The 18,736-nt window shown below is 71.9% G+C and carries 18 protein-coding genes; 5 read left to right on the top strand and 13 right to left on the bottom strand.

Annotation, left to right across the window (positions count from 1 at the left end; all coding sequences use genetic code 11):
* Positions 1–114: 114 nt before the first annotated feature.
* The 5 genes from ABZX40_RS28900 to ABZX40_RS28880 form a co-directional block, all read right to left on the bottom strand.
* Positions 115–807: an ABC transporter ATP-binding protein gene (locus ABZX40_RS28900; protein WP_355744405.1), complete on the bottom strand. Its 693-nt coding sequence runs from the start codon at positions 805–807 to the stop codon at positions 115–117.
* A 108-nt stretch (positions 808–915) separates the two neighbouring features.
* On the bottom strand, positions 916–2,106 hold the full coding sequence (locus ABZX40_RS28895; protein WP_355744402.1) for an alginate lyase family protein: 1,191 nt from the start codon (positions 2,104–2,106) through the stop codon (positions 916–918).
* Positions 2,107–2,388: 282 nt separating this feature from the next.
* Positions 2,389–3,165 carry a DUF3710 domain-containing protein gene (locus tag ABZX40_RS28890; protein WP_355744399.1) on the bottom strand — a complete coding sequence of 259 codons (777 nt, stop codon included), beginning with the start codon at positions 3,163–3,165 and terminating at the stop codon, positions 2,389–2,391.
* Position 3,166: 1 nt separating this feature from the next.
* On the bottom strand, positions 3,167–3,790 hold the full coding sequence (gene dut, locus ABZX40_RS28885) for a dUTP diphosphatase (RefSeq protein WP_355744396.1): 624 nt from the start codon (positions 3,788–3,790) through the stop codon (positions 3,167–3,169).
* Positions 3,787–4,371 (bottom strand): PaaI family thioesterase, encoded by a 585-nt coding sequence (locus ABZX40_RS28880; RefSeq protein ID WP_355744393.1) that lies wholly within the window; start codon positions 4,369–4,371, stop codon positions 3,787–3,789. The genes dut and ABZX40_RS28880 overlap by 4 nt, the downstream gene beginning before the upstream one ends.
* Before the next feature lie 279 nt (positions 4,372–4,650).
* On the opposite strand from ABZX40_RS28880, the gene ABZX40_RS28875 reads away from it, so the two are divergent.
* Complete coding sequence (locus ABZX40_RS28875) at positions 4,651–5,118, top strand: DUF3093 domain-containing protein (protein ID WP_355744390.1); 468 nt, start codon at positions 4,651–4,653, stop codon at positions 5,116–5,118.
* Positions 5,119–5,355: 237 nt separating this feature from the next.
* On the opposite strand, the gene ABZX40_RS28870 is transcribed toward ABZX40_RS28875, so the two are convergent.
* The 4 genes from ABZX40_RS28870 to ABZX40_RS28855 form a co-directional block, all read right to left on the bottom strand.
* Positions 5,356–6,363: a hypothetical protein gene (locus tag ABZX40_RS28870; RefSeq protein ID WP_355744387.1), complete on the bottom strand. Its 1,008-nt coding sequence runs from the start codon at positions 6,361–6,363 to the stop codon at positions 5,356–5,358.
* Between the two features lie 13 nt (positions 6,364–6,376).
* On the bottom strand, positions 6,377–6,673 hold the full coding sequence (locus ABZX40_RS28865; RefSeq protein ID WP_003993510.1) for a DUF4193 domain-containing protein: 297 nt from the start codon (positions 6,671–6,673) through the stop codon (positions 6,377–6,379).
* Positions 6,674–7,079: 406 nt separating this feature from the next.
* On the bottom strand, positions 7,080–8,312 hold the full coding sequence (locus ABZX40_RS28860; protein WP_355744383.1) for a HAMP domain-containing sensor histidine kinase: 1,233 nt from the start codon (positions 8,310–8,312) through the stop codon (positions 7,080–7,082).
* A 6-nt stretch (positions 8,313–8,318) separates the two neighbouring features.
* Positions 8,319–8,972 carry a response regulator transcription factor gene (locus ABZX40_RS28855; protein ID WP_069778299.1) on the bottom strand — a complete coding sequence of 218 codons (654 nt, stop codon included), beginning with the start codon at positions 8,970–8,972 and terminating at the stop codon, positions 8,319–8,321.
* Positions 8,973–9,406: 434 nt separating this feature from the next.
* Here ABZX40_RS28855 and ABZX40_RS28850 point away from each other — a divergent pair, with 434 nt between their 5' ends.
* Positions 9,407–9,580 carry a hypothetical protein gene (locus ABZX40_RS28850; RefSeq protein ID WP_355744380.1) on the top strand — a complete coding sequence of 58 codons (174 nt, stop codon included), beginning with the start codon at positions 9,407–9,409 and terminating at the stop codon, positions 9,578–9,580.
* Positions 9,581–10,423: 843 nt separating this feature from the next.
* On the opposite strand, the gene ABZX40_RS28845 is transcribed toward ABZX40_RS28850, so the two are convergent.
* Both ABZX40_RS28845 and ABZX40_RS28840 read right to left on the bottom strand, forming a co-directional pair.
* Positions 10,424–11,239 (bottom strand): inositol monophosphatase family protein, encoded by an 816-nt coding sequence (locus tag ABZX40_RS28845; protein ID WP_355744377.1) that lies wholly within the window; start codon positions 11,237–11,239, stop codon positions 10,424–10,426.
* Positions 11,240–11,247: 8 nt separating this feature from the next.
* Positions 11,248–12,375, bottom strand: coding sequence for a ferrochelatase (locus tag ABZX40_RS28840; RefSeq protein ID WP_355744374.1), 1,128 nt, complete (start codon positions 12,373–12,375; stop codon positions 11,248–11,250).
* Positions 12,376–12,610: 235 nt separating this feature from the next.
* Between ABZX40_RS28840 and ABZX40_RS28835 the strand changes: the two genes are divergently transcribed.
* Together ABZX40_RS28835 and ABZX40_RS28830 are read left to right on the top strand one after the other, a co-directional pair.
* Positions 12,611–13,849 (top strand): MFS transporter, encoded by a 1,239-nt coding sequence (locus ABZX40_RS28835; RefSeq protein ID WP_355744372.1) that lies wholly within the window; start codon positions 12,611–12,613, stop codon positions 13,847–13,849.
* Positions 13,809–15,128 carry a D-arabinono-1,4-lactone oxidase gene (locus tag ABZX40_RS28830; protein WP_355744369.1) on the top strand — a complete coding sequence of 440 codons (1,320 nt, stop codon included), beginning with the start codon at positions 13,809–13,811 and terminating at the stop codon, positions 15,126–15,128. The genes ABZX40_RS28835 and ABZX40_RS28830 overlap by 41 nt, the downstream gene beginning before the upstream one ends.
* Here the strand turns inward: ABZX40_RS28830 and ABZX40_RS28825 are convergent.
* A complete protein-coding gene (locus tag ABZX40_RS28825; RefSeq protein WP_355744367.1) occupies positions 15,052–15,906 on the bottom strand; it encodes a hypothetical protein in 855 nt (284 codons plus the stop codon). The genes ABZX40_RS28830 and ABZX40_RS28825 overlap by 77 nt on opposite strands.
* Before the next feature lie 469 nt (positions 15,907–16,375).
* Between ABZX40_RS28825 and sepH the strand changes: the two genes are divergently transcribed.
* Positions 16,376–17,413, top strand: a complete 1,038-nt coding sequence (gene sepH, locus ABZX40_RS28820; protein ID WP_355744364.1) for a septation protein SepH — start codon at positions 16,376–16,378, stop codon at positions 17,411–17,413.
* 134 nt (positions 17,414–17,547) lie between these two features.
* Here sepH and ABZX40_RS28815 read toward each other — a convergent pair whose 3' ends face one another.
* Entirely contained in the window at positions 17,548–18,399 is an 852-nt protein-coding gene (locus ABZX40_RS28815; protein ID WP_355744361.1) for a sulfurtransferase, read from the bottom strand.
* Between the last annotated feature and the right edge of the window lie 337 nt (positions 18,400–18,736).

Genomic DNA, 18,736 nt, shown 5'->3' with positions numbered 1-18,736 from the left:
GTAGACCTTACGGCCAACGATGCCGACAAAGGGGACGAGGGTGAGCCGAGGGGACGTCTTTGACAGAACCCTGATGCGCCGCCCTACGCGCCGACGGCCCCACGGTGGCCCAGGTCACGCCTCCACGATCGTCCCGTCGCTCAGCTCCAGCACCCGGTCGGCGAGGTCCAGCAGGGTCGCGTCATGGGTGGCGACGAGCGCGGTGACGCCCTCGCTGCGGACGACCGCCTTGAGCAGTTCCATCACCGCGTGGCCGGTCTCGGCGTCGAGCTGGGCGGTGGGCTCGTCGGCGATGAGCAGGGCGGGGTTGTTGGCGAGGGCGCGGGCGATGGCGACCCGCTGCTGCTGGCCGCCGGACAGCTCGCCGGGCCGCTGGGCGGCGTGCTCGGCGAGGCCGACCAGGGCGAGCAGCAGCGCGACGCGTTCATCGCGCTCGCGCGGGTCGGTTCTGCGCAGCCGCAGCGGCACACCGACGTTCTCGGCGGCGCTCAGGATCGGGATGAGGCCGAAGGACTGGAAGACGAAGCCGATCCGGTCCCGGCGCAGCTCCAGCAGGCCGTTCTCGCCGAGCCCGGTCAGCTCCCGCCCGTCGAGGGTGATCCGGCCCCGGTCGGGGGCGTCGAGCCCGCCGACGATGTTGAGCAGGGTGGTCTTGCCGGACCCGGAGCGGCCCTTGAGGGCGACCAGCTCGCCGCGCGGCACGGCGAACGACACCCCGCGCAGGGCGTGCACGGCGGCGGCGCCCTGCCCGTACGACTTGTGGACGTCCTCGACACCGACCATGGTGTCGGTGACCACCTGGTTCATGCTCTTCCTCCCCCGTGCCCGGCCCTGGAGCGTTCGGAACCTCCCGCTGGGCCGGGCGCCAGTATTGCCGGAGGCGCCCGGCCGATCAACGGATAAGACGCGCCGGAATCAGTTGGGGTTGTCACCGTGAGTGAGGGTCTCCCAGGCGACGAAGAGGTTGTTGCTCCCCGAGGGACGACCCCGCAGGGTCAGCGCCTCCGTGTTGGACATGGCGATGCCCAGCCGGTTGTGCAGGGCGTTGTAGCCGACCTCGGTGATCGGGCCGAGGCCCCGGTGCAGGGTGCCGCCGCACAGCCAGCCCGGGGCGGCCTCGCCCAGTTCGTAGCGGGCCTGGAAGCCCAGGGCGTGCCGCAGCCGCTCGCCGACATCGGTGCCGTAGAGGTCCTGGCCCTGGATGCGGCTGGTCTCGGCGACATGGGAGATCGCGGAGATGCCGTATCCGGTGTGGGTGAAGTCGCGGCAGGTCTCCTGGGTGAGACCGGTGACGAAGGTCGACTGGCCCTGCCAGTAGCTGACGATCTTGTCGCGGGTGTTGAGGTTCTGGCTGGGCACGGTCCTCGGCAGCTCCCCGTCCGACGCCAGATACACGAAGGCGGCGGTGCGGGTGCGGAACCTGGCCATGGCCTGGTCGTAGGACGCCTTGTCCTCCAGGAAGACGGAGATGCCGAGCGCGGCCTCCATCATCGACAGCTCCCAGTTCCCGTTGGAGTTCGAGCCGTTGATGATCTCCGGGAGGTAGACCGTGCGGAGCATGGTGGCGAACCGCCCGGAGTTCGGCCAGCCGCCGGTGTAGGTGTACTTGATGATCTCGGCGGCCTTGGGCCAGGAGGAACCGGCCCAGCCGGTCTGGAGCGGGGCGTTGCTGTTGGTGTGGTCGGTGAGGGTGCCCGACCAGGCGTCCATCAGCTGGATGGCCTTCTGGGCGTAGCGGGCGTCCCGGGTGATGTACCAGGCGAGCGCGTTGGTGTACGCGGCGATGGCGTCCTCGCGCTCATCGGTGCAGCCGTTGTTCGGGTTGGAGTACGAACCGCACTCCACGACCGCGCGGGGCTTGGGCGTCCGGCTCTGGACGGCGTACTTGCTCGCCATCATCTGGTCGTAGGCGCCCTTCCAGGGCTGGGCCCCGGCCAGGACCTTCTCCCGGGCGAAGTCGAGCTGGCTCTTGGAGACGGTGACGCCGGGGTGGGTGAAGGTGGCGGGGGCGGCGTTCGCGGGTCCGGCGAGCAGTCCGGCGACGAGCGCCGCGGTGGCGGTGAGGGACGCGGCTCTGCGGCGGTGCCGTGTGGGGGTGTTCGGCATCGTGGAGGTCCATCCGTTCTCGACTACGAATACCCTGGCGAGCATTCTCGTATATGAACGACGACTCCCTCCATGAACAGGAGGGTTGTTGGCCGGAGACGATAGGTATGGACCAAGAGGGCGTCAAGGGGTGCCACCACAGAAACCGGACCCGGGTACGGCGATGGGCCGCGCCCCTCTCGGGAACGCGGCCCATCCTCGTACGACGGTGAATCGTGCGGTGTTCGGTTTCGCAGGGGGCTGCGGATCCTGCGAAACCCCTGGTTGCCGTTGCCGTGACCGCTATCGGACCTCGGTGATCTCCGGTCCGCGCTGGAGCTGGCCCATGCCGCCGGAGAAGCGGGAGCCGGCCTGGTCCTCCTGCTGCACGCCCTCGGGGACCATCTGGGCGTCGTTGGGCAGCTTCAGGACGATCGGGTCGCGAGGCGCCATCGGGCCCTCGCCGCGCACCACCACCGTGTCCCGGAAGATCTGCTCCAGGAGCCCGGCGGCCTGCGGCTGCACCGCGCCCTGCCCGGAGATCACTCCGCGCAGGAACCAGCGGGGGCCGTCCACACCGACGAACCGGACCACCTGGAAGCCGCCCGTGCCGTCCGGCAGCTGCACCGGCACCTGGGCCCGCAGCTCCCAGCCCAGCGGCCCCTCGACCTCGTCGACGATGCCGCCCTGCTGGGTGATGCCGGTGGCGATCTCCTCGCGCACCTCGCCCCAGATGCCCTCGCGCTTCGGCGCGGCGAACGCCTGGAGCTGGACCGCGCTGTCGCGCAGGACGACCGTGGCCGCGACGATCGCGTCACCGGCGACCTCGACCCGCAGCTCCATGCCGTCCACACCCGGGACGAAGATGCCGCCCAGGTCGACCCGGCCCTCGGCCGGCTCGGTCACCTCAGTGCTGTCCCAGGGCCCGTCGGGCCGGGGCTCGGGCTCCAGGCGGACGCGCTCGCGCCCGCCCTCGCCGTCCGCTGCGTCGTCCGCCTCAGTGCCGACACTGTCGACGACCTGCTCGGCCTCGCCGGCCGCGCCCTCGGCGGCATCCTTCTTCTTGCGACGTCCGAACACGTCACTGTCCTTCCCGGTCGGATACGACCGATGCGTATCGATTCCCACCCGTCGTGCCGCCTGCGGCGACATGACCGTTTGTGCCGCTTGTTGTGCCGCTTTTGTTGCCGCTGGCTGTCCCGCCGGCTGCGCCGGTCGTGCCGGTCGTTCCGCCCGTCCCGGCGGCACCCACGGCGGCATGGCCTCCGGTGGACCCGAAGCCCCCCTCGGCCCGCGCCGAGCCGGGAAGCTCCGCCACCTCCTGGAAGCGAACCCTCTCGACCTGCTGGACAACCAGTTGGGCAATCCGGTCGAAGCGCTCGAACCGCACGCACACGCGCGGGTCGAGATTCACCACGATCACCTTGATCTCCCCACGGTACCCGGCATCAACCGTCCCCGGGGCATTCACGAGGGCGACGCCGCAGCGGGCGGCGAGCCCGGACCGGGGATGCACGAAGGCCGCGTACCCCTCCGGGAGCGCCACGGACACTCCGGTGGGCAGCACGGCCCGCTCCCCCGGCTTCAGCTCGCACGCCTCGGTGGTCCGCAGATCGGCCCCGGCGTCCCCGGGATGCGCGTACGCGGGCAGCGGTACGTCGGGATCGACACGGCGGACGAGAACGCCGAGCGGTTCGCGGCTCACGGGTTCACCTCGAAGGCGCGGGCACGCCGGATCTGGTCGGGATCGTTCATGGCGGCCCGGATCTCCTCCTGACGGCCGTTGTCGACGAAGTGGTCCACCTTGACCTCGATGAAGAGGGCGTCCGCGCGGACCGCGACCGGCCCGTCGGGGCCGCCGATCCGGCCGGTGGCCGTGGAGTAGATCTTCCGCCCGGCCACCGCGACGACCTCGGCCGCCAGATGCAGGGTGGTGCCGACCGGGACCGGCCGGACGAAGTCCGTCTCCAGACGCCCGGTGACGGCGATGACCCGCAGCAGCCAGTTCAGCGAGCCGAGGGTCTCGTCCAGGGCGGTGGCCAGCACCCCGCCGTGGGCGAGGCCGGGGGCGCCCTGGTGGGCGGCCTGGACGGTGAACTCGGCGGTGATCGACACGCCCTCACCCGCACGGGCCGCCAGATGCAGTCCGTGCGCCTGTTCGCCACCGCAGCCGAAGCACTGGCCGTAGTGCGATCCGAGCAGCTCACCGGGGGCGGGAGCGTCGGGATGCCGCACCGGCGGCACGGCGTCGGCCGGGGGCTTCGGACTCGGGGAAGTACCACTCACAGCCGCAGACCTTACCCGCCCGCACTGTGACCTACGGCTCTCCCTCCCAGGGTCCCCTCGTCCGGCTTCCGGTCCGGCTTCGCATCGGGCTTCCCGTACGGCTTCCCGCGAGGCTTCGCATCAGGCTTCCCGCGAGGCTTCGCGTCCGGCTTCACATCCGGCTTCCCGTGCGGCTTCGCATCCGGCTTCCCGTACGGCTTCTCGTACGCCTTCCGCGGCGGCCGGGGCGGGGCCGCCCTGGCGACGGCCCTTTGGGGCCCCCGTGCCAAGCTAGTGCGCATGGAGCAGCTCTCGGCGACCCCGTACGAAGAACGCCTCACCGCGCCCAAGACCTGGTGGGGGATCTCCCTGCTGGTCGGGATCGGCCTGGCGCTGACCCTCCTGCCGTTCGGCACCCTGCCGCTGCTGGGCGGTCTGGTCGGCGGCACCGCCGTGGCCGCCGTCGCGGGCAGCTCGTACGGCTCGGTGCGGATCCGGGTGGTCGGGGGCGCGCTGGTCGCGGGGGAGGCGAAGATCCCGGTGACGGCGCTCGGTGAGGCGCAGGTGCTGGACCGCGAGGAGGCCGCCGCCTGGCGGACCCACAAGGCGGATGTCCGCGCCTTCATGCTGCTGCGGGCCTACATCCCGACCGCGGTGCGCATCGAGGTCACCGACCCGGAGGACCCCACTCCGTATCTGTATCTGTCGACCCGCCACCCGGAAGAGCTGATCGAGGCGGTACGCGGCGCACGGGCCGCGGTCGCCTGAGGGCCGACTTCGGCTTGGGCTCGGGGGTCGGCATGGGCTTGAGGGTCGGCCGACGGCCTGGCGGTCGCTTGACGGCTCGGGCTTGACGGTCGGCCCGCGGCCGGGAAGTCGGCTGTTGCCTGACGGCCAGCGGCGGAGGCGGGACGGTCGGCTGTCGCCTGACGGTCAGCGGGGTTCCGGTGATCGGCGGTCGCCCGGCAGTCGGCGGCGGCCGGGAGGTCGGTTGTCGCCTGACGGTCAGCGCCGGGGGCCGGGCTCACCGGGGGCTTCCCGAGGGGCGTCTCCAGGGGCCTCCCCGGGGATTTCCCCGAGGGCTTCGCGGAGCGGCAGGGGCAGCGGCTCGGTCGGCTGGTCCAGCGTCGGCAGCTCGGTGAGCTGGTCCCAGGGGATCTGCATCCGGCGCAGATCGCCGCGGATGCGGTGGGCGAGCTTCTTGGTGTCGCGGCGGTTCATGACCGCGCCGACGGCGGCGCCGACCATGAACGGCATCAGGTTCGGCATATTGCGCACCATGCGCTTCATGATCTGCTGGCGCAGCTCGCGCTTCATCTGGCCGCCGAGCGCGGCGTTGACCGACGCGGGTTTCATCACGTCGATACCGCGCTCACCGGACCAGGAGCGCAGATAGGCCGTGCTGCGGTCCTTGAGGGTGCCGGGCGGTCTGAGGCCGTACACCTCATGCAGCTCGGCGATCAGCTTCAGTTCGATCGCGGCGACCCCGGTGACCTCGGCCGCCAGCTCCGCGGGCATGGCGGGCGGTACCGGCATCATCGCGGCGGCGCCCACTCCCGCTCCGACGGTCGCCGAGGCGTTGGCGGCACCGGCCACCAGCTTGTCGGCGATCTGCTCCGGCCCGAGCCCCGGGAACTGCCGGCGCAGGGTCGCCAGATCCCGTACGGGGATCCGCGGTGCCAGATCGATCAGCCGGTCGGCGAGAAAGGCCAGGGACGCCCTGGCCCGGTTGCCGCCCTTGCGGGCGCCTTCCACGGCCAGGTCCCTGGCCCGGTCCCTGATGACCGCCACCCGGCGACGGGCGACGGGCGCGGGCCCTTCCAGCGGTGCCGGGAGGTCGGCCCCGGCCGCCGGTTCGAGCGAGGCCGAGCCAGGGCCGGGTTCCGTACCGGAATCAGCCATGGAAGGGCCCCGCTCGTCGTGTAGCTCGCCGTACGAACCGTCCTCGGACGGTCCCGAGTCCGCCTTCCGTCTTGGAAAGCGGCGCTTCCAGGGGGAGGTCGAGCCAGTCATGCCCGACCCCTCCTCAGTCGCAGTCGCGGCAGATCGGCTGGCCGTTCTTCTCGCGGGCCAGCTGGCTGCGGTGGTGGACCAGGAAGCAGCTCATGCAGGTGAACTCGTCCTGCTGCTTGGGCAGCACCCGGACGGCCAGCTCCTCATTGGAGAGGTCTGCTCCGGGCAGCTCCAGGCCCTCCGCGGCCTCGAACTCATCGACATCGACGGCCGAGGCGGACTTGTCGTTCCGCCGGGCCTTCAGCTCTTCGAGGCTGTCCGAGTCGACGTCGTCGTCGGTCTTGCGTGGGGTGTCGTAATCGGTTGCCATGTTCGCTCTCCCCCTCCGGGTGTCTGCGGTGTCTCCAGCGCACGTAACGCGTGAGAGGCCGGACTTGTGCCCGACCCGAGGCGGAGATTTTGCCTCACATCAAGGTCTGTTACTCAATCGACACCCAACCGGACTCCTCAAGAGTGATCGGCTGGGATGGCGAAGGGGACCGTACACGGTCCGCATGGTGCACTCCAAAGGCGTCTCACCGTGTACTTCCCGTGATCAAGCCCCTGGAAAACCAGGACTTTCCCGGCCTACCCTTGGCCGAAACAATTACGGAGAGTATATGGCCGGAAATTCGCCCCTGTGATCGATCACACAATGGTCTACTCCGCTCGCGGCTCAAAAATTCAGCGCAAAGCGAACAACCCCGCGTGTGTCGCCACTCAGGCCCGTCATGATCTCAGACGGGCAGGGTCACTCTCATCACCAGCCCACCCCCTTCACGGGGCTGCGCGGCGATGTGCCCGCCGTGCGCCCGCGCCACCGACCGGGCGATGGAGAGCCCGAGGCCCACGCCCTTGTCGCTGCCCGTGCGCTCGGTCCGCAGCCGCCGGAACGGCTCGAAGAGATTGTCGATCTCGTACGCCGGCACCACCGGCCCCGAGTTCGCCACCACCAGCACCGCGTGCCCGTGCTGGATTCCCGTGGTCACCTCGACCCACCCGCCCTCCGCAATGTTGTACCGGACGGCGTTCTGTACGAGGTTCAGCGCGATCCGCTCCAGCAGGACGCCGTTGCCCTGGACCACCGCCGCCTCGCGCGTACCGCGGATCGCGACGCCCTTGGCCTCCGCCTCGGCGTGCACCTGGTCGATGGCCTGCCCGGCCACCTCGGCGATGTCCACGGGCTTGCGCTCGACGATCTGGTTGTCGCTGCGGGCGAGCAGCAGCAGGCCCTCCACGAGCTGCTCACTGCGCTCATTGGTGGCCAGCAGCGTCTTGCCGAGCTGCTGGAGCTCCACCGGGGCGTTGGGGTCGGAGAGATGGACCTCCAGGAGCGTGCGGTTGATCGCCAGGGGCGTGCGCAGCTCGTGGGAGGCGTTGCCGACGAAGCGCTGCTGGGCCGTGAAGGCCCGCTGGAGGCGCTCCAGCATGTCGTCGAAGGTGTCCGACAGCTCTTTCAGCTCGTCGTCCGGGCCGTCCAGCTCGATCCGCCGGGACAGGTCCGAACCGGCGACGGCGCGGGCGGTGCGGGTGATCCGGCCGAGCGGCGAGAGGACCCGGCCGGCCATCGCGTAGCCGAAGGCGAAGGCGATCACCGCGAGGCCCAGCAGAGCCAGCAGGGAACGGCTGAGCAGATTGTCCAGGGCGTGCTGACGCTGTTGGTTGACGCAGGCGTTCATGGCGTCGTTGAACTCGCTCGCCTGGCCCGACTCCGGGAAGTTGCAGATTCCGCTGGAGATCTTGCCCTCGACGATCCGGAATGGCAGCTCACTGCCCACGTTGAGCGCCTGCGCGGCCAGCAGATAGATGATCGACAGCAGCAGGATGCCGGCGATCAGGAACATGCCCCCGTACAGCAGCGTGAGCCGTATGCGGATGGTGGGGCGCAGCCAGGGCACGGGCGGCACCGGCCTGCGGGGGTCCCAGGTGGGCTTCGGGGGCGCCTGGGGAGGCGCGGGTGTGGCGGCCACGCTGGATCAGATCCGGTATCCGGAGCCGGGCACGGTGACGATCACGGGGGGCTCGCCCAGCTTGCGGCGCAGGGTCATCACCGTGACCCTCACCACGTTGGTGAAGGGGTCCGTGTTCTCGTCCCACGCCTTCTCCAGGAGCTGCTCCGCCGAGACCACTGCTCCCTCGCTGCGCATCAGCACCTCCAGCACGGCGAACTCCTTCGGCGCGAGCTGGATCTCCCGGCCGTCCCGGAAGACCTCGCGGCGGTTGGGGTCCAGCTTGATGCCGGCCCGCTCCAGGACGGGCGGCAGCGGCACGCTGGTACGCCGGCCCAGCGCGCGCACGCGCGCGATCAGCTCACTGAAGGCGAACGGCTTGGGGAGATAGTCGTCGGCACCGATCTCCAGGCCCTCCACCCGGTCGCTGACATCGCCGGACGCCGTCAGCATCAGCACGCGGGTGGGCATGCCCAGCTCCACGATCTTGCGGCAGACGTCGTCGCCGTGGACCAGGGGGAGATCCCGGTCCAGGACGACCACGTCGTAGTCGTTGACGCCGATGCGCTCCAGGGCGGCCGCACCGTCGTACACGACGTCGACGGCCATGGCCTCCCGGCGCAGTCCGGTGGCCACCGCATCGGCGAGCAGCTGCTCGTCCTCGACGACGAGTACGCGCACGTCGCTTGTCCTTCCTGTGTCCGCCCGGCTGCGCGAGGGCGCGGCCGGGCAGGGGTCGCTGGGGAGTGTTGACCTCCATCCTGCCCTTTTCGGTCGTAAGTCGGCGGTAAGTCGGTCCCACGGCCGTCCCGCGGGGGCCTGTGGCGTGACCGGGGGCCATGACGGCAGGATTTCCGCCGGGCCCGGGGAATGCCGGATTTTCTGTTCCGGTTCAGGTTTCCGCGGAAGGGAGCGGGGGGAGGACGGCTTTACACCCCGCGATCACGCTCTGCACGCACCGTCGCATCCGTCGGTGCTCCGCGATCCGCTTGCGGGTGTCCGGCACCGTCGCCGCCCGGCACGGCAGCGCCGGGCATCCACATCGGCGTGATCGCCCCTTCCGATCGGCACACCCCCGTGCCACCGACCCACGACCCAGGACGAGGGGGCGCAGCATGGACGCATTCACCGCAGGGCTTTTGCAGCGCATAAGGGCTACCGAGTCCGACCTGACGCGGGCGCAGGACGAGGGCGACGACTTCCTCGTCGAGGTTGAGCAGGGCGAGCTCGACGATCTGCGCCGCCTCGCCGCCGAGCATGGCGTGGAGGTCAGCGCGACCAGCGTCTGACCAGCGGCAACCGAGCAGGATGACGAAGCCCCCGGCGGTCCAGGGCCGGGGGTTTTGTTGTGGGGTTTTTCGGGGGGGCGGCGAAGGCTCCCCGTGTCAGTCGGCCTCGTCGGCCCGGCATGGGGCATGCGAGGCGGATCCGGGGTGAGTCGTGCCGGGCGGCCCTGCACGAGCCGTGGGGGGCGACTCAGCCTGCATCGCACCAGGACGCTCGCTTCAGCCGCGCCGGGTGGCCCGGCTTCGGTCGGACCGGGCGTCATGCCGGGCGGAGCGGCCTGAGGCGGGCGGGGCGGCCCCGAGTGAGGCGCACCGGGTAGGTGGGGTGCGTCTCAGCCTGAGTCGTGAGAGGCGCACCGAGGGTCCTGCGTGAGGCATGAGAGGCGGTTCGGTGTGCGTGGTGCCGGGTGGCACGCTTCAGTCGCGTCGCGTCAGACGCGCCAGGCAGGCCGACGGACGTCGTCCCGGACGGATCGACCTGAGGCAGGCACCGCGGCGGCCCGGCATGAAGCGCGTCGGTCCGCCCGGCGTGAGTCGTGCGGGGCGGCGCGGTTCAGCCGCACCACCTGGCCCGGCGTCGGTCGAGCCAGGCGACCCGGCGGGTGTCATGCCGCGCGGCACGGCCCGAGCCGTGCGAGGCAGCGGCCCGGTGTCAGTCGTGCGAGGCAGTTCGGCCCAAGGCGTCCCCGGGCGCCCGGCCCGGCCTCGGTCGACCTGCTCGGCTTGCTCTGACGCCACCCCGGCAGCTCGGCACCGGTCGTGCCGGGCAAGCCGGGCGGCATCGTGCCCGGCGTCTCGGCCTCAGCCCTGCCGGACGACCTCGCGGCCCCGCGCCGGACGGCCCCCTCAGTCGTGCCAGGCGCCGAAGTCCTCCAGCAGGCGCTGGAGGGGCTCGAAGACGCCGGGGGTGCCGGCCACCGTCAGGTCGCGTGCGGGGCGTTCTCCGGGGCGTCCACCGGTCAGGGCGCCCGCCTCCCGGGCGATCAGGTCGCCCGCGGCCACGTCCCACGCGTTGAGGCCCCGCTCGTAGTACCCGTCGAGCCGACCGCAGGCCAGGTCGCAGAGGTCGACGGCGGCCGAGCCGCCCCGGCGGATGTCCCGCAGCAGCGGGATGAGCCGGGCGGCGACCTCGGCCTGGTGGGCGCGGACCTCGGCCACGTAGTTGAAGCCCGTGGAGACGAGGGCCTGGTCCAGCGGTGGGGCCGGGCGGACGGCGAGGCGGCGTTCGCCCTCCCAGGCGCCGGTGGCGTGGGCGCCGGCGCCCCGCACGGCGTAAAAGGTCTCGCCGCGCAGAGGGATGGCGACGACCCCGGCGACCGTCTCGCCGTCCTGTTCGGCGGCGATGGAGACCGACCAGGTGGGCAGGCCGTAGAGGTAGTTGACCGTGCCGTCGAGCGGGTCGATGATCCAGCGGATGCCGCTGGTGCCGGCGGTGGAGGTGCCCTCCTCGCCGAGGAAGCCGTCGTCGGGGCGGGCCTCGGAGATCAGGCCGGTGATCAGTTTCTCCGCGGCGATGTCCATCTCGGTCACCACGTCGATCGGGCTGGACTTGGTGGCGGCGACGGCGAGGTCGGCGGGGCGGCCGTCGCGCAGCAGGGCACCCGCGCGCGTGGCGGCCTGCCGGGCGAGGGTGAGCAGCTCGGTGTGCAGGGGGTCCGTCACGGGGGTCCTCACGCGTAGGGGCTGTCGGCGCCCGCGGCGGCGGGGCGCGGGGTGCGGGCGGGGCAACAGCCGACGGGGCACAGGTTGTGGCTGGCGCCGAGGGCGCCCAGGGCGCAGGGGGTGACCGGCTCGCCGCACTCGGTGCGGGCGCGTTCGAGGATCAGGTCGCGGACGGCGGCAGCGAAGCGGGGGTCGTCCCCGACGGTGGCGGAGCGGCGGTAGGGCAGGCCCAGTTCGGCCGCCTTGTCCCTGGCCTCGGTGTCGAGGTCGTAGAGGACCTCCATGTGGTCGGAGACGAAGCCGATGGGGGCGACGACGACGGCCGGGGCGCCCGCGCCGTGCAGGTCCTCCAGGTGGTCGCAGATGTCGGGCTCCAGCCAGGGGATGTGCGGGGCACCGGAGCGGGACTGGTAGACGAGCCGCCAGGGGCGGTCGACGCCGGTGCGCTCGCGGACCGCGTCGGCGATCACCCGGGCCACGTCCAGGTGCTGGGCGACATAGGCGCCGCCGTCGCCGTGGTCCTCCACCGGGCCGGAGGTGTCGGCGGCGGTGTCCGGGATGGAGTGGGTGGAGAAGGCGATGTGGGCCCGATCACGGACCTCGGCGGGGAGGTCGGCCAGGGCGGCGAGCACACCGTCGGCCATGGGCTCGACGAAGCCGGGGTGGTTGAAGTACTGGCGGAGCTTGTCGACCGCGGGGAGGTCGAGGCCCTCCGCGCGGAGCGTCTCCAGGGCGTCGGCCAGGTTCTCGCGGTACTGGCGGCAGCCCGAGTACGAGGTGTAGGCGCTGGTGGCGAGGACCAGGACGCGGCGGTGGCCGTCGCGGACCAGCTCGCGCAGGGTGTCGGTCAGATAGGGCGCCCAGTTGCGGTTGCCCCAGTAGACGGGCAGGTCCAGGCCGTGGTCGGCGAAGTCCTTGCGGAGGGCGTCGAGCAGGGCGCGGTTCTGCTCGTTGATGGGGCTGACGCCGCCGAACCGGAAGTAGTGCTGCCCGACTTCCTTGAGGCGTTCTGTGGGGATGCCTCGCCCGCGGGTCACGTTCTCCAGGAACGGAACCACGTCGTCCTCTCCTTCGGGGCCGCCGAAGGAGAGCAGGAGCAGGGCGTCGTACGGGCTGGCATCGAGCGCGTCTGGCATGACTTCGATCCTGCCACCCGCCTCTGACAGCCGGGGCACCGGCCGCGCGGGGTGCGGTGGACCGGCGTCGGCACGGGTGCATTAGGGTCGGCTCACTCGTAAGCTGTATCGGCCATCTTTGCGCCTGACCGCCGAAAGGCACCGCACCGGCCGCGGCGGAGCCGTCCCCGGCTGTGCGCGACCCCTGACGGCCCTGTCGGCCCCCGCAGCACCCACCGAACCGCCGGAGACGCACGTGCCCAGCCCCTACCGCGCCTTGTTCGCCATACCCGGCACCAAGGCGTTCGCCGTGGCCGGGTTCCTCGGCCGGATGCCGCTGTCGATGATGGGCATCGGCGTGGTGACCATGGTGTCGCAGCTCACCGGGCGCTACGGGCTCGCGGGCGCGCTGTCGGCGACCATCGCCCTGTCGGCGGCGCTGGCGGGCCCCCAGGTGTCCCGGCTGGTGGACCGGCACGGGCAGCGCCGGGTACTGCGCCCGGCCACGCTGGTGGCGCTGGCGGCGGCGGCCCTGCTGCTGCTCGCGGCGCACTTCTCCTGGCCGGACTGGGTGCTGTTCGTGGCCTGTGTGGGCATCGGCTGTGTACCGAGCGTGGGCGCCATGGTCCGGGCCCGCTGGGCGGTCCTGTACCGGGGGACGCCCCAGTTGCACACCGCGTACTCGTTCGAGTCGGTGATCGACGAGGTGTGCTTCATCTTCGGGCCGATCATCTCCATCGGGCTGTCCACGGCCTGGTTCCCGGAGGCCGGGCCGCTCCTGGCCGCCTGTTTCCTCGCGGTGGGCGTGTTCTGGCTGACCGCGCAGCAGGCCACCGAGCCGGTGCCGCACCCGCGCGAGCAGCACACCGGCCGGTCGGCACTGCGCTCCCCCGGCCTCCAGGTGCTGGTGACGGCCTTCGTGGCGACCGGCACGATCTTCGGCGCGGTCGACGTCGTCACCGTGGCGTTCGCCGAGGAGCAGGGCCACAAGGCGGCAGCCAGCCTGGTCCTCGCGGTGTACGCGGCGGGCTCGTGCCTGGCGGGCATCGCCTTCGGCCTGGTGCACTTCAAGGGCGCACCGGAACCCCGCTGGCTGCTGGGCGTCTGCGGGATGGCCGTGAGTATGATCCCCCTCCTACTGGTCGGGAACTTGCCGTTTCTGGCCGTGGCGCTGTTCCTTGCGGGTCTGTCCATCGCTCCGACGATGATCACGACGATGTCCCTCATCGAGCAGCACGTACCCCGCGCGCAGTTGACGGAGGGCATGACCTGGACCAGCACGGGACTGGCGGTGGGCGTCGCCCTCGGCTCCTCCGCGGGCGGCTGGGTGATCGACGCCTCCGGGGCGCGCGCCGGGTACGTGGTTCCGGCGGTGGCCGGGGCCGTCGCGGTCGCGGTCGGTTTCCTCGGTTACCGCCGGCTCAAGCGGCCGGCTCCGGGTCGGGGAGGGTCCGTTGAGCAGCACGACGAGCCGCAAGAACGGCACGTGGCGTAACTGGGGCGGCAATGTGGTCGCGCGTCCCGCGCGGGAGGTCACCCCTGCCTCGGTGGAGGAGCTGGTCGCCGCGGTACGGGCGGCGGCCGAGGACGGGCTGCCGGTGAAGGCGGCCGGCAGCGGCCACTCCTTCACCTCGATAGCGGCCACCGACGGCGTATTGATCCGCCCTCAACTGTTGACCGGCATCCGCAATATTGACCGGCAGGCCGGGACGGTCACGGTGGAGGCCGGTACCCCGCTCAGGAGACTCAACCTGGCCCTGGCCCGCGAGGGTCTGTCGCTGACCAACATGGGCGACATCATGGAGCAGACGGTCTCCGGTGCCACCAGCACCGGCACCCATGGCACCGGCCGCGAGTCCGCCTCCATGGCCGCCCAGATCACCGCCCTGGAACTGGTCACGGCGGACGGCTCCGTACTGACCTGCTCGGCCGGGGAGAACGCCGATGTCTTTGCCGCCGCGCGGATCGGGCTCGGCGCGCTGGGCGTGGTCACCGCGATCACCTTCGCCGTGGAGCCGATCTTCCTGCTCACCGCGCGCGAGGAACCGATGCCGCTCACGCGCGTGCTCGGCGAGTTCGATCAGCTGTGGGCCGAGAACGAACACTTCGAGTTCTACTGGTTCCCGCACACCACCAGCACCAACACCAAGCGCAACAACCGCAGCGCCGGACCCGAGCGGCCGGTCGGGCAGTTCGCGGGCTGGTTCGAGGACGAGTTCCTCTCCAACGGCGTCTTCCAGGCCGCCCAGTGGATCGGCCGCGCGGTGCCCTCGACGGTGCCGGCCATCGCCAAGGTGTCCAGCAAGGCCCTCTCCGCCCGCAGCTACACCGACATCCCCTACAAGGTCTACACCTCCCCCCGCCGCGTCCGTTTCGTGGAGATGGAGTACGCCGTTCCGCGCGCGGCGGTGACCGAGGTGCTGCGGGAGCTGAAGCAGTTGGTGGACCGCTCCCGGCTGCGGGTGAGCTTCCCGGTGGAGGTGCGCACCGCCCCGGCCGACGACATGACCCTGTCGACCGCGTCCGGCCGGGACAGCGCCTATGTCGCGGTCCATATGTTCCGGGGGGCGCCCTATCAGGCGTACTTCACCGCCGCGGAGCGGATCTTCACCGCCCATGAGGGGCGCCCGCACTGGGGCAAGATCCACACGCGTGACGCGGAGTACTTCGCGGGCGTCTACCCGCGGTTCGGCGAGTTCACGGCGTTGCGGGACCGCCTTGACCCGGAGCGCCGGTTCCAGAACGACTATCTGCGGAGGGTGCTGGGGGCGTAGCGGGCGCGCTGGGGACGGCGGGGTCGGGGGTGCCCGTCCCGCTGCCGGGGGTGCCGCTGGGGGTGTCCGTGCCGTCCGGTGCGCCCGAGCCGGGAGGCGTGCTTGCGCCGGGGTCGTCCTCGGGGGCGCTCGGGGTGGGGGCGGGGCTGCTGCCGTCGTTCGGGGCGGCGGGGTCGCCGCTCGTGCCGGGCGCGGGGGTGGTCGTACCGGAGTCGTCGCCCGGGACGGAATCGCCGGGGGTGGTGGAGGACTTGGTTTCGCCGGTGAAGGCGTCGCCGACCGTGGTGCCGCCTCCGCCGCTGAAGTTCTCGCCGGAGGTCAGTTCGTAGGCGGTGATCCCGCCCATGGTGACGCCGAAGACCAGGACCGCCGCGAGGAGCGGGCGCTTCCAGGTGCGTTTCCGCGGGGCACGGGCCCGCGCGCGGTAGACGGTTCCCTCGGTGAACCCGCCGGACGCCGGGGGTTCCCAGGGCGGCGGGTCGTGCGCGGTGACGCCGGTGGCCGCGGGGGCGGGGGGCGCGGTCGTAGGTGTGTCCCTGAACTGTTCGCCGGTGCGGGTGAAGAAGTGCTGGAAGACCGAGCCTCCGCAGGTGGCGACCACACTGACCAGACCGGCGCCCAGGATGGTGCCGTAGACGCCGAAGGACGAGGCGAGCTTCGCGGCGAGCACCGCGGCGATGGCGCTGCCCGCGACCTGGGGCACGCTGAGGTCGAGGCGCCTCTTCCTCACCCCCTCCCCGCTGTCCGGTTCCTGCACGACTTCGGGCCTTTCACGCATTCCGGGATCTTGCCTGCCTTTCCCGTACTTGGTCGGTCAGTTGTACGAGTGGGGGACGTACCGGCAAAACCGATAGTTCCGTTTCCGGGGTTTCCGTGAAGTTCGCCACGTTCATGATCACCACGACCGCCTGTCACGGGGACGCGGCACCCCTTGCGGGAAGTTGGGCGGCGTGCCCATCCACGCACATGGTCCAAATGGAGTACTGTTGCGAGCCCTGGGCCCGGCCTCCCTTCGGGGTGTCCGGGACCGGGAAGAACCGCCGGGAGGGGGCTTGTTGCACAGGGTGACAGCGTTGGTCACTTAGCGTTGCGAATAGGTAACCGTGCCATAACGGCGACCAAGGGCCCGTGCCCGACACGCCGGGCAACTCGGCAAGGTTGTGGCAGGCTGCACCCGGGCAGGCCACACTCGACTAGCGGAAGCAGCGACGCAGGTGACGTCGGCAGGCACCACCCGGGAGGTTCCCATGCCCGAACTGCGTGTCGTGGCCGTCTCCAATGACGGCACACGGCTGGTGCTCAAGGCTGCCGACGCAACGGAGTACACCCTTCCAATCGATGAGCGGCTGCGTGCCGCCGTGCGCGGCGACCGCCCCCGTCTCGGCCAGATCGAGATCGAGGTCGAGAGCCACCTCCGCCCCCGCGACATCCAGGCGCGTATACGTGCCGGCGCGACCGCGGAAGAGGTCGCGCAGATGGCAGGCATCCCCGTCGACCGCGTACGGCGCTTCGAGGGTCCCGTGCTGGCCGAGCGTGCCTTCATGGCCGAGCGCGCCCGCAAGACCCCCGTCCGCCGCCCCGGCGAGAACTCCGGGCCGCCCCTCGGCGAGGCCGTGCAGGAGCGGCTGGTGCTGCGCGGCGCCGAGAAGGACACCGCCCAATGGGACTCCTGGCGCCGCGACGACGGCACCTGGGAAGTGCTGCTGGTCTACCGGGTCGCGGGCGAGCCCCATGCCGCGAGCTGGACCTACGACCCGCCGCGCCGTCTGGTCCAGGCCGTCGACGACGAGGCCCGCGCGCTGATCGGCGAGTCCGACGACCTCGGCACCCCCGAGCCCAGCTTCCCGTTCGTGCCCCGTATCGCGCGGCTGCCGCGGGACCGCCCGCTGGACCGGACGGCCGACCGGGAGCGGCCGAGCCTGCCCCCGGTGCCCGTTCCCGAGCCCCTGGACGAGCCGGTCGCCGAGCGGGACTCACTGACCAGCCTGCTGGAGGCCGTACCCAGCTTCCGCGGCGATCTGGTGGTCCCCGAGCGCCCGGCCGAGCCCGCGCCGGAGGAGCCCGCGGTCCAGCCGGAGCCCGAGGAGCCCCCGGCGCCCGCCGCGTCGGCCGGGTCCGCCTACGCCGATGTCCTCATGCCGCGCTCGGTGGGGAGCCACCGCGACCGGCTGGTCGGCGCGACCGACCGCCAAGCCGAGGCCGACGGCGTCCGCCCCGGCCGCCGGGCCGCCGTCCCCAGCTGGGACGAGATCGTCTTCGGGACGCGGCGCAAGAAGCAGGAGTAGCGCCGGGCGGCTGGCCGAACGGCTCCGTCGGCGATGTTCATTTGTCAGGGCGATGTTCGTTTGCCAGAACGTGAGGGCCCGTGTCCGTTGGTGGACGCGGGCCCTTCGCCGTGTCGAGACGTGCGGATCCGGCGCTACTGGGGGTCCGGGCCCACCGCCACCGGGCGCTCCGGGTCCGAGGACCACTCCGACCATGAACCGACGTACAGCGCGGCCGGAAGGCCGGCGACCGCGAGCGCCAGGACCTCATGGGCGCCGGAGACGCCCGAGCCGCAGTACACGCCGACCTCGGTGCCGCCGTCCGCGCCCAGCGTGCGGAAGCGCTCCGCCAGCTTGTCGGCGGGCAGGAAGCGGCCGTCCTCGGCGACGTTCTCCGAGGTCGGCGCGGACACGGCACCCGGGATGTGGCCGCCGACCCGGTCGATCGGCTCGACCTCGCCCCGGTACCGCTCCCCCGCGCGGGCGTCGAACAACACGCCGGACCGGGCCAGGGCCGCCGCCGCGTCGGCGTCGAGCAGACCGGAAGCGCCCGGGACCGGCCGGAAATCGCCCTCGGCGGGCGAGGGGACGTCCGACGAGAGGGGGCCCTCCCAGGCGGGCAGCCCGCCGTCGAGGACGCGCACGCGCGGGTGCCCGGTCCAGCCGAGCAGCCACCACGCGCGGGCCGCCGCCCAGCCCTGCCCTCCGTCGTAGACGACCACCGGGGTGCCGGACGAGATCCCGGCGCGGCGCATGGCGGCGCCGAAGGCGGCCAGGTCCGGCAGCGGGTGCCGGCCCCGCCCGGCGGGCGCCGAGGCCAGTTCCTCGTCCAGGTCGATGTACACGGCGCCCGGGACATGGCCCGCGGCGTACTCGGCACGGCCGTCGAAGGGCGGCTCACCGGCCGCCTTGGCCACGCTGAGCTGCCAGCGGACATCGAGGACGACCGGCGGCTCGGCGCCCGCCAGGTCGCTCGCGAGTTCGGATGCGGAGATGATGGCGTTCATGGCCACCATCCTTGCGCACGGGGTGGCCGGAGCGCGGGTGACCGACTACTCTCCCCCGCCGGGCGGACCCGGTCACCAGGCGTATGGAACCGACCACCCATGGTGCGGGACGCGGATGGTCTGAGAGTGGGCCGGGGCGCTGCGCCGTGGACCTGTCCCGGGTCCGGCCCGGGTCCGGCGACACGCCCGAGGAGCGGGCTCCCGCGCGCGGGGCGCGCACCGGCACGGACATCCTCGTACGCACCGGGTTCCTGGAGCTGGGCACAGGGTTCCGTGGGCGGACTTGGGGTACGGAGATGGGCACGGGGTGCCGTGAAATGATCTCGGTGGCCCGGAT

Source organism: Streptomyces sp. NPDC004610 (assembly GCF_040609715.1).
Classification (GTDB): domain Bacteria; phylum Actinomycetota; class Actinomycetes; order Streptomycetales; family Streptomycetaceae; genus Streptomyces.
This window is presented reverse-complemented; position numbering and strand designations above follow the sequence as displayed.

Coding starts and splice junctions, on each gene's coding strand:
- ABZX40_RS28865 (WP_003993510.1), bottom strand. CDS start 6,673: ATGGCAACCGATTACGACACCCCACGCAAGACCGACGACGACGTCGAC.
- ABZX40_RS28900 (WP_355744405.1), bottom strand. CDS start 807: ATGAACCAGGTGGTCACCGACACCATGGTCGGTGTCGAGGACGTCCAC.
- ABZX40_RS28870 (WP_355744387.1), bottom strand. CDS start 6,363: ATGACTGGCTCGACCTCCCCCTGGAAGCGCCGCTTTCCAAGACGGAAG.
- ABZX40_RS28875 (WP_355744390.1), top strand. CDS start 4,651: ATGGAGCAGCTCTCGGCGACCCCGTACGAAGAACGCCTCACCGCGCCC.
- ABZX40_RS28850 (WP_355744380.1), top strand. CDS start 9,407: ATGGACGCATTCACCGCAGGGCTTTTGCAGCGCATAAGGGCTACCGAG.
- ABZX40_RS28895 (WP_355744402.1), bottom strand. CDS start 2,106: ATGCCGAACACCCCCACACGGCACCGCCGCAGAGCCGCGTCCCTCACC.
- ABZX40_RS28840 (WP_355744374.1), bottom strand. CDS start 12,375: ATGCCAGACGCGCTCGATGCCAGCCCGTACGACGCCCTGCTCCTGCTC.
- ABZX40_RS28815 (WP_355744361.1), bottom strand. CDS start 18,399: ATGAACGCCATCATCTCCGCATCCGAACTCGCGAGCGACCTGGCGGGC.
- ABZX40_RS28825 (WP_355744367.1), bottom strand. CDS start 15,906: ATGCGTGAAAGGCCCGAAGTCGTGCAGGAACCGGACAGCGGGGAGGGG.
- sepH (WP_355744364.1), top strand. CDS start 16,376: ATGCCCGAACTGCGTGTCGTGGCCGTCTCCAATGACGGCACACGGCTG.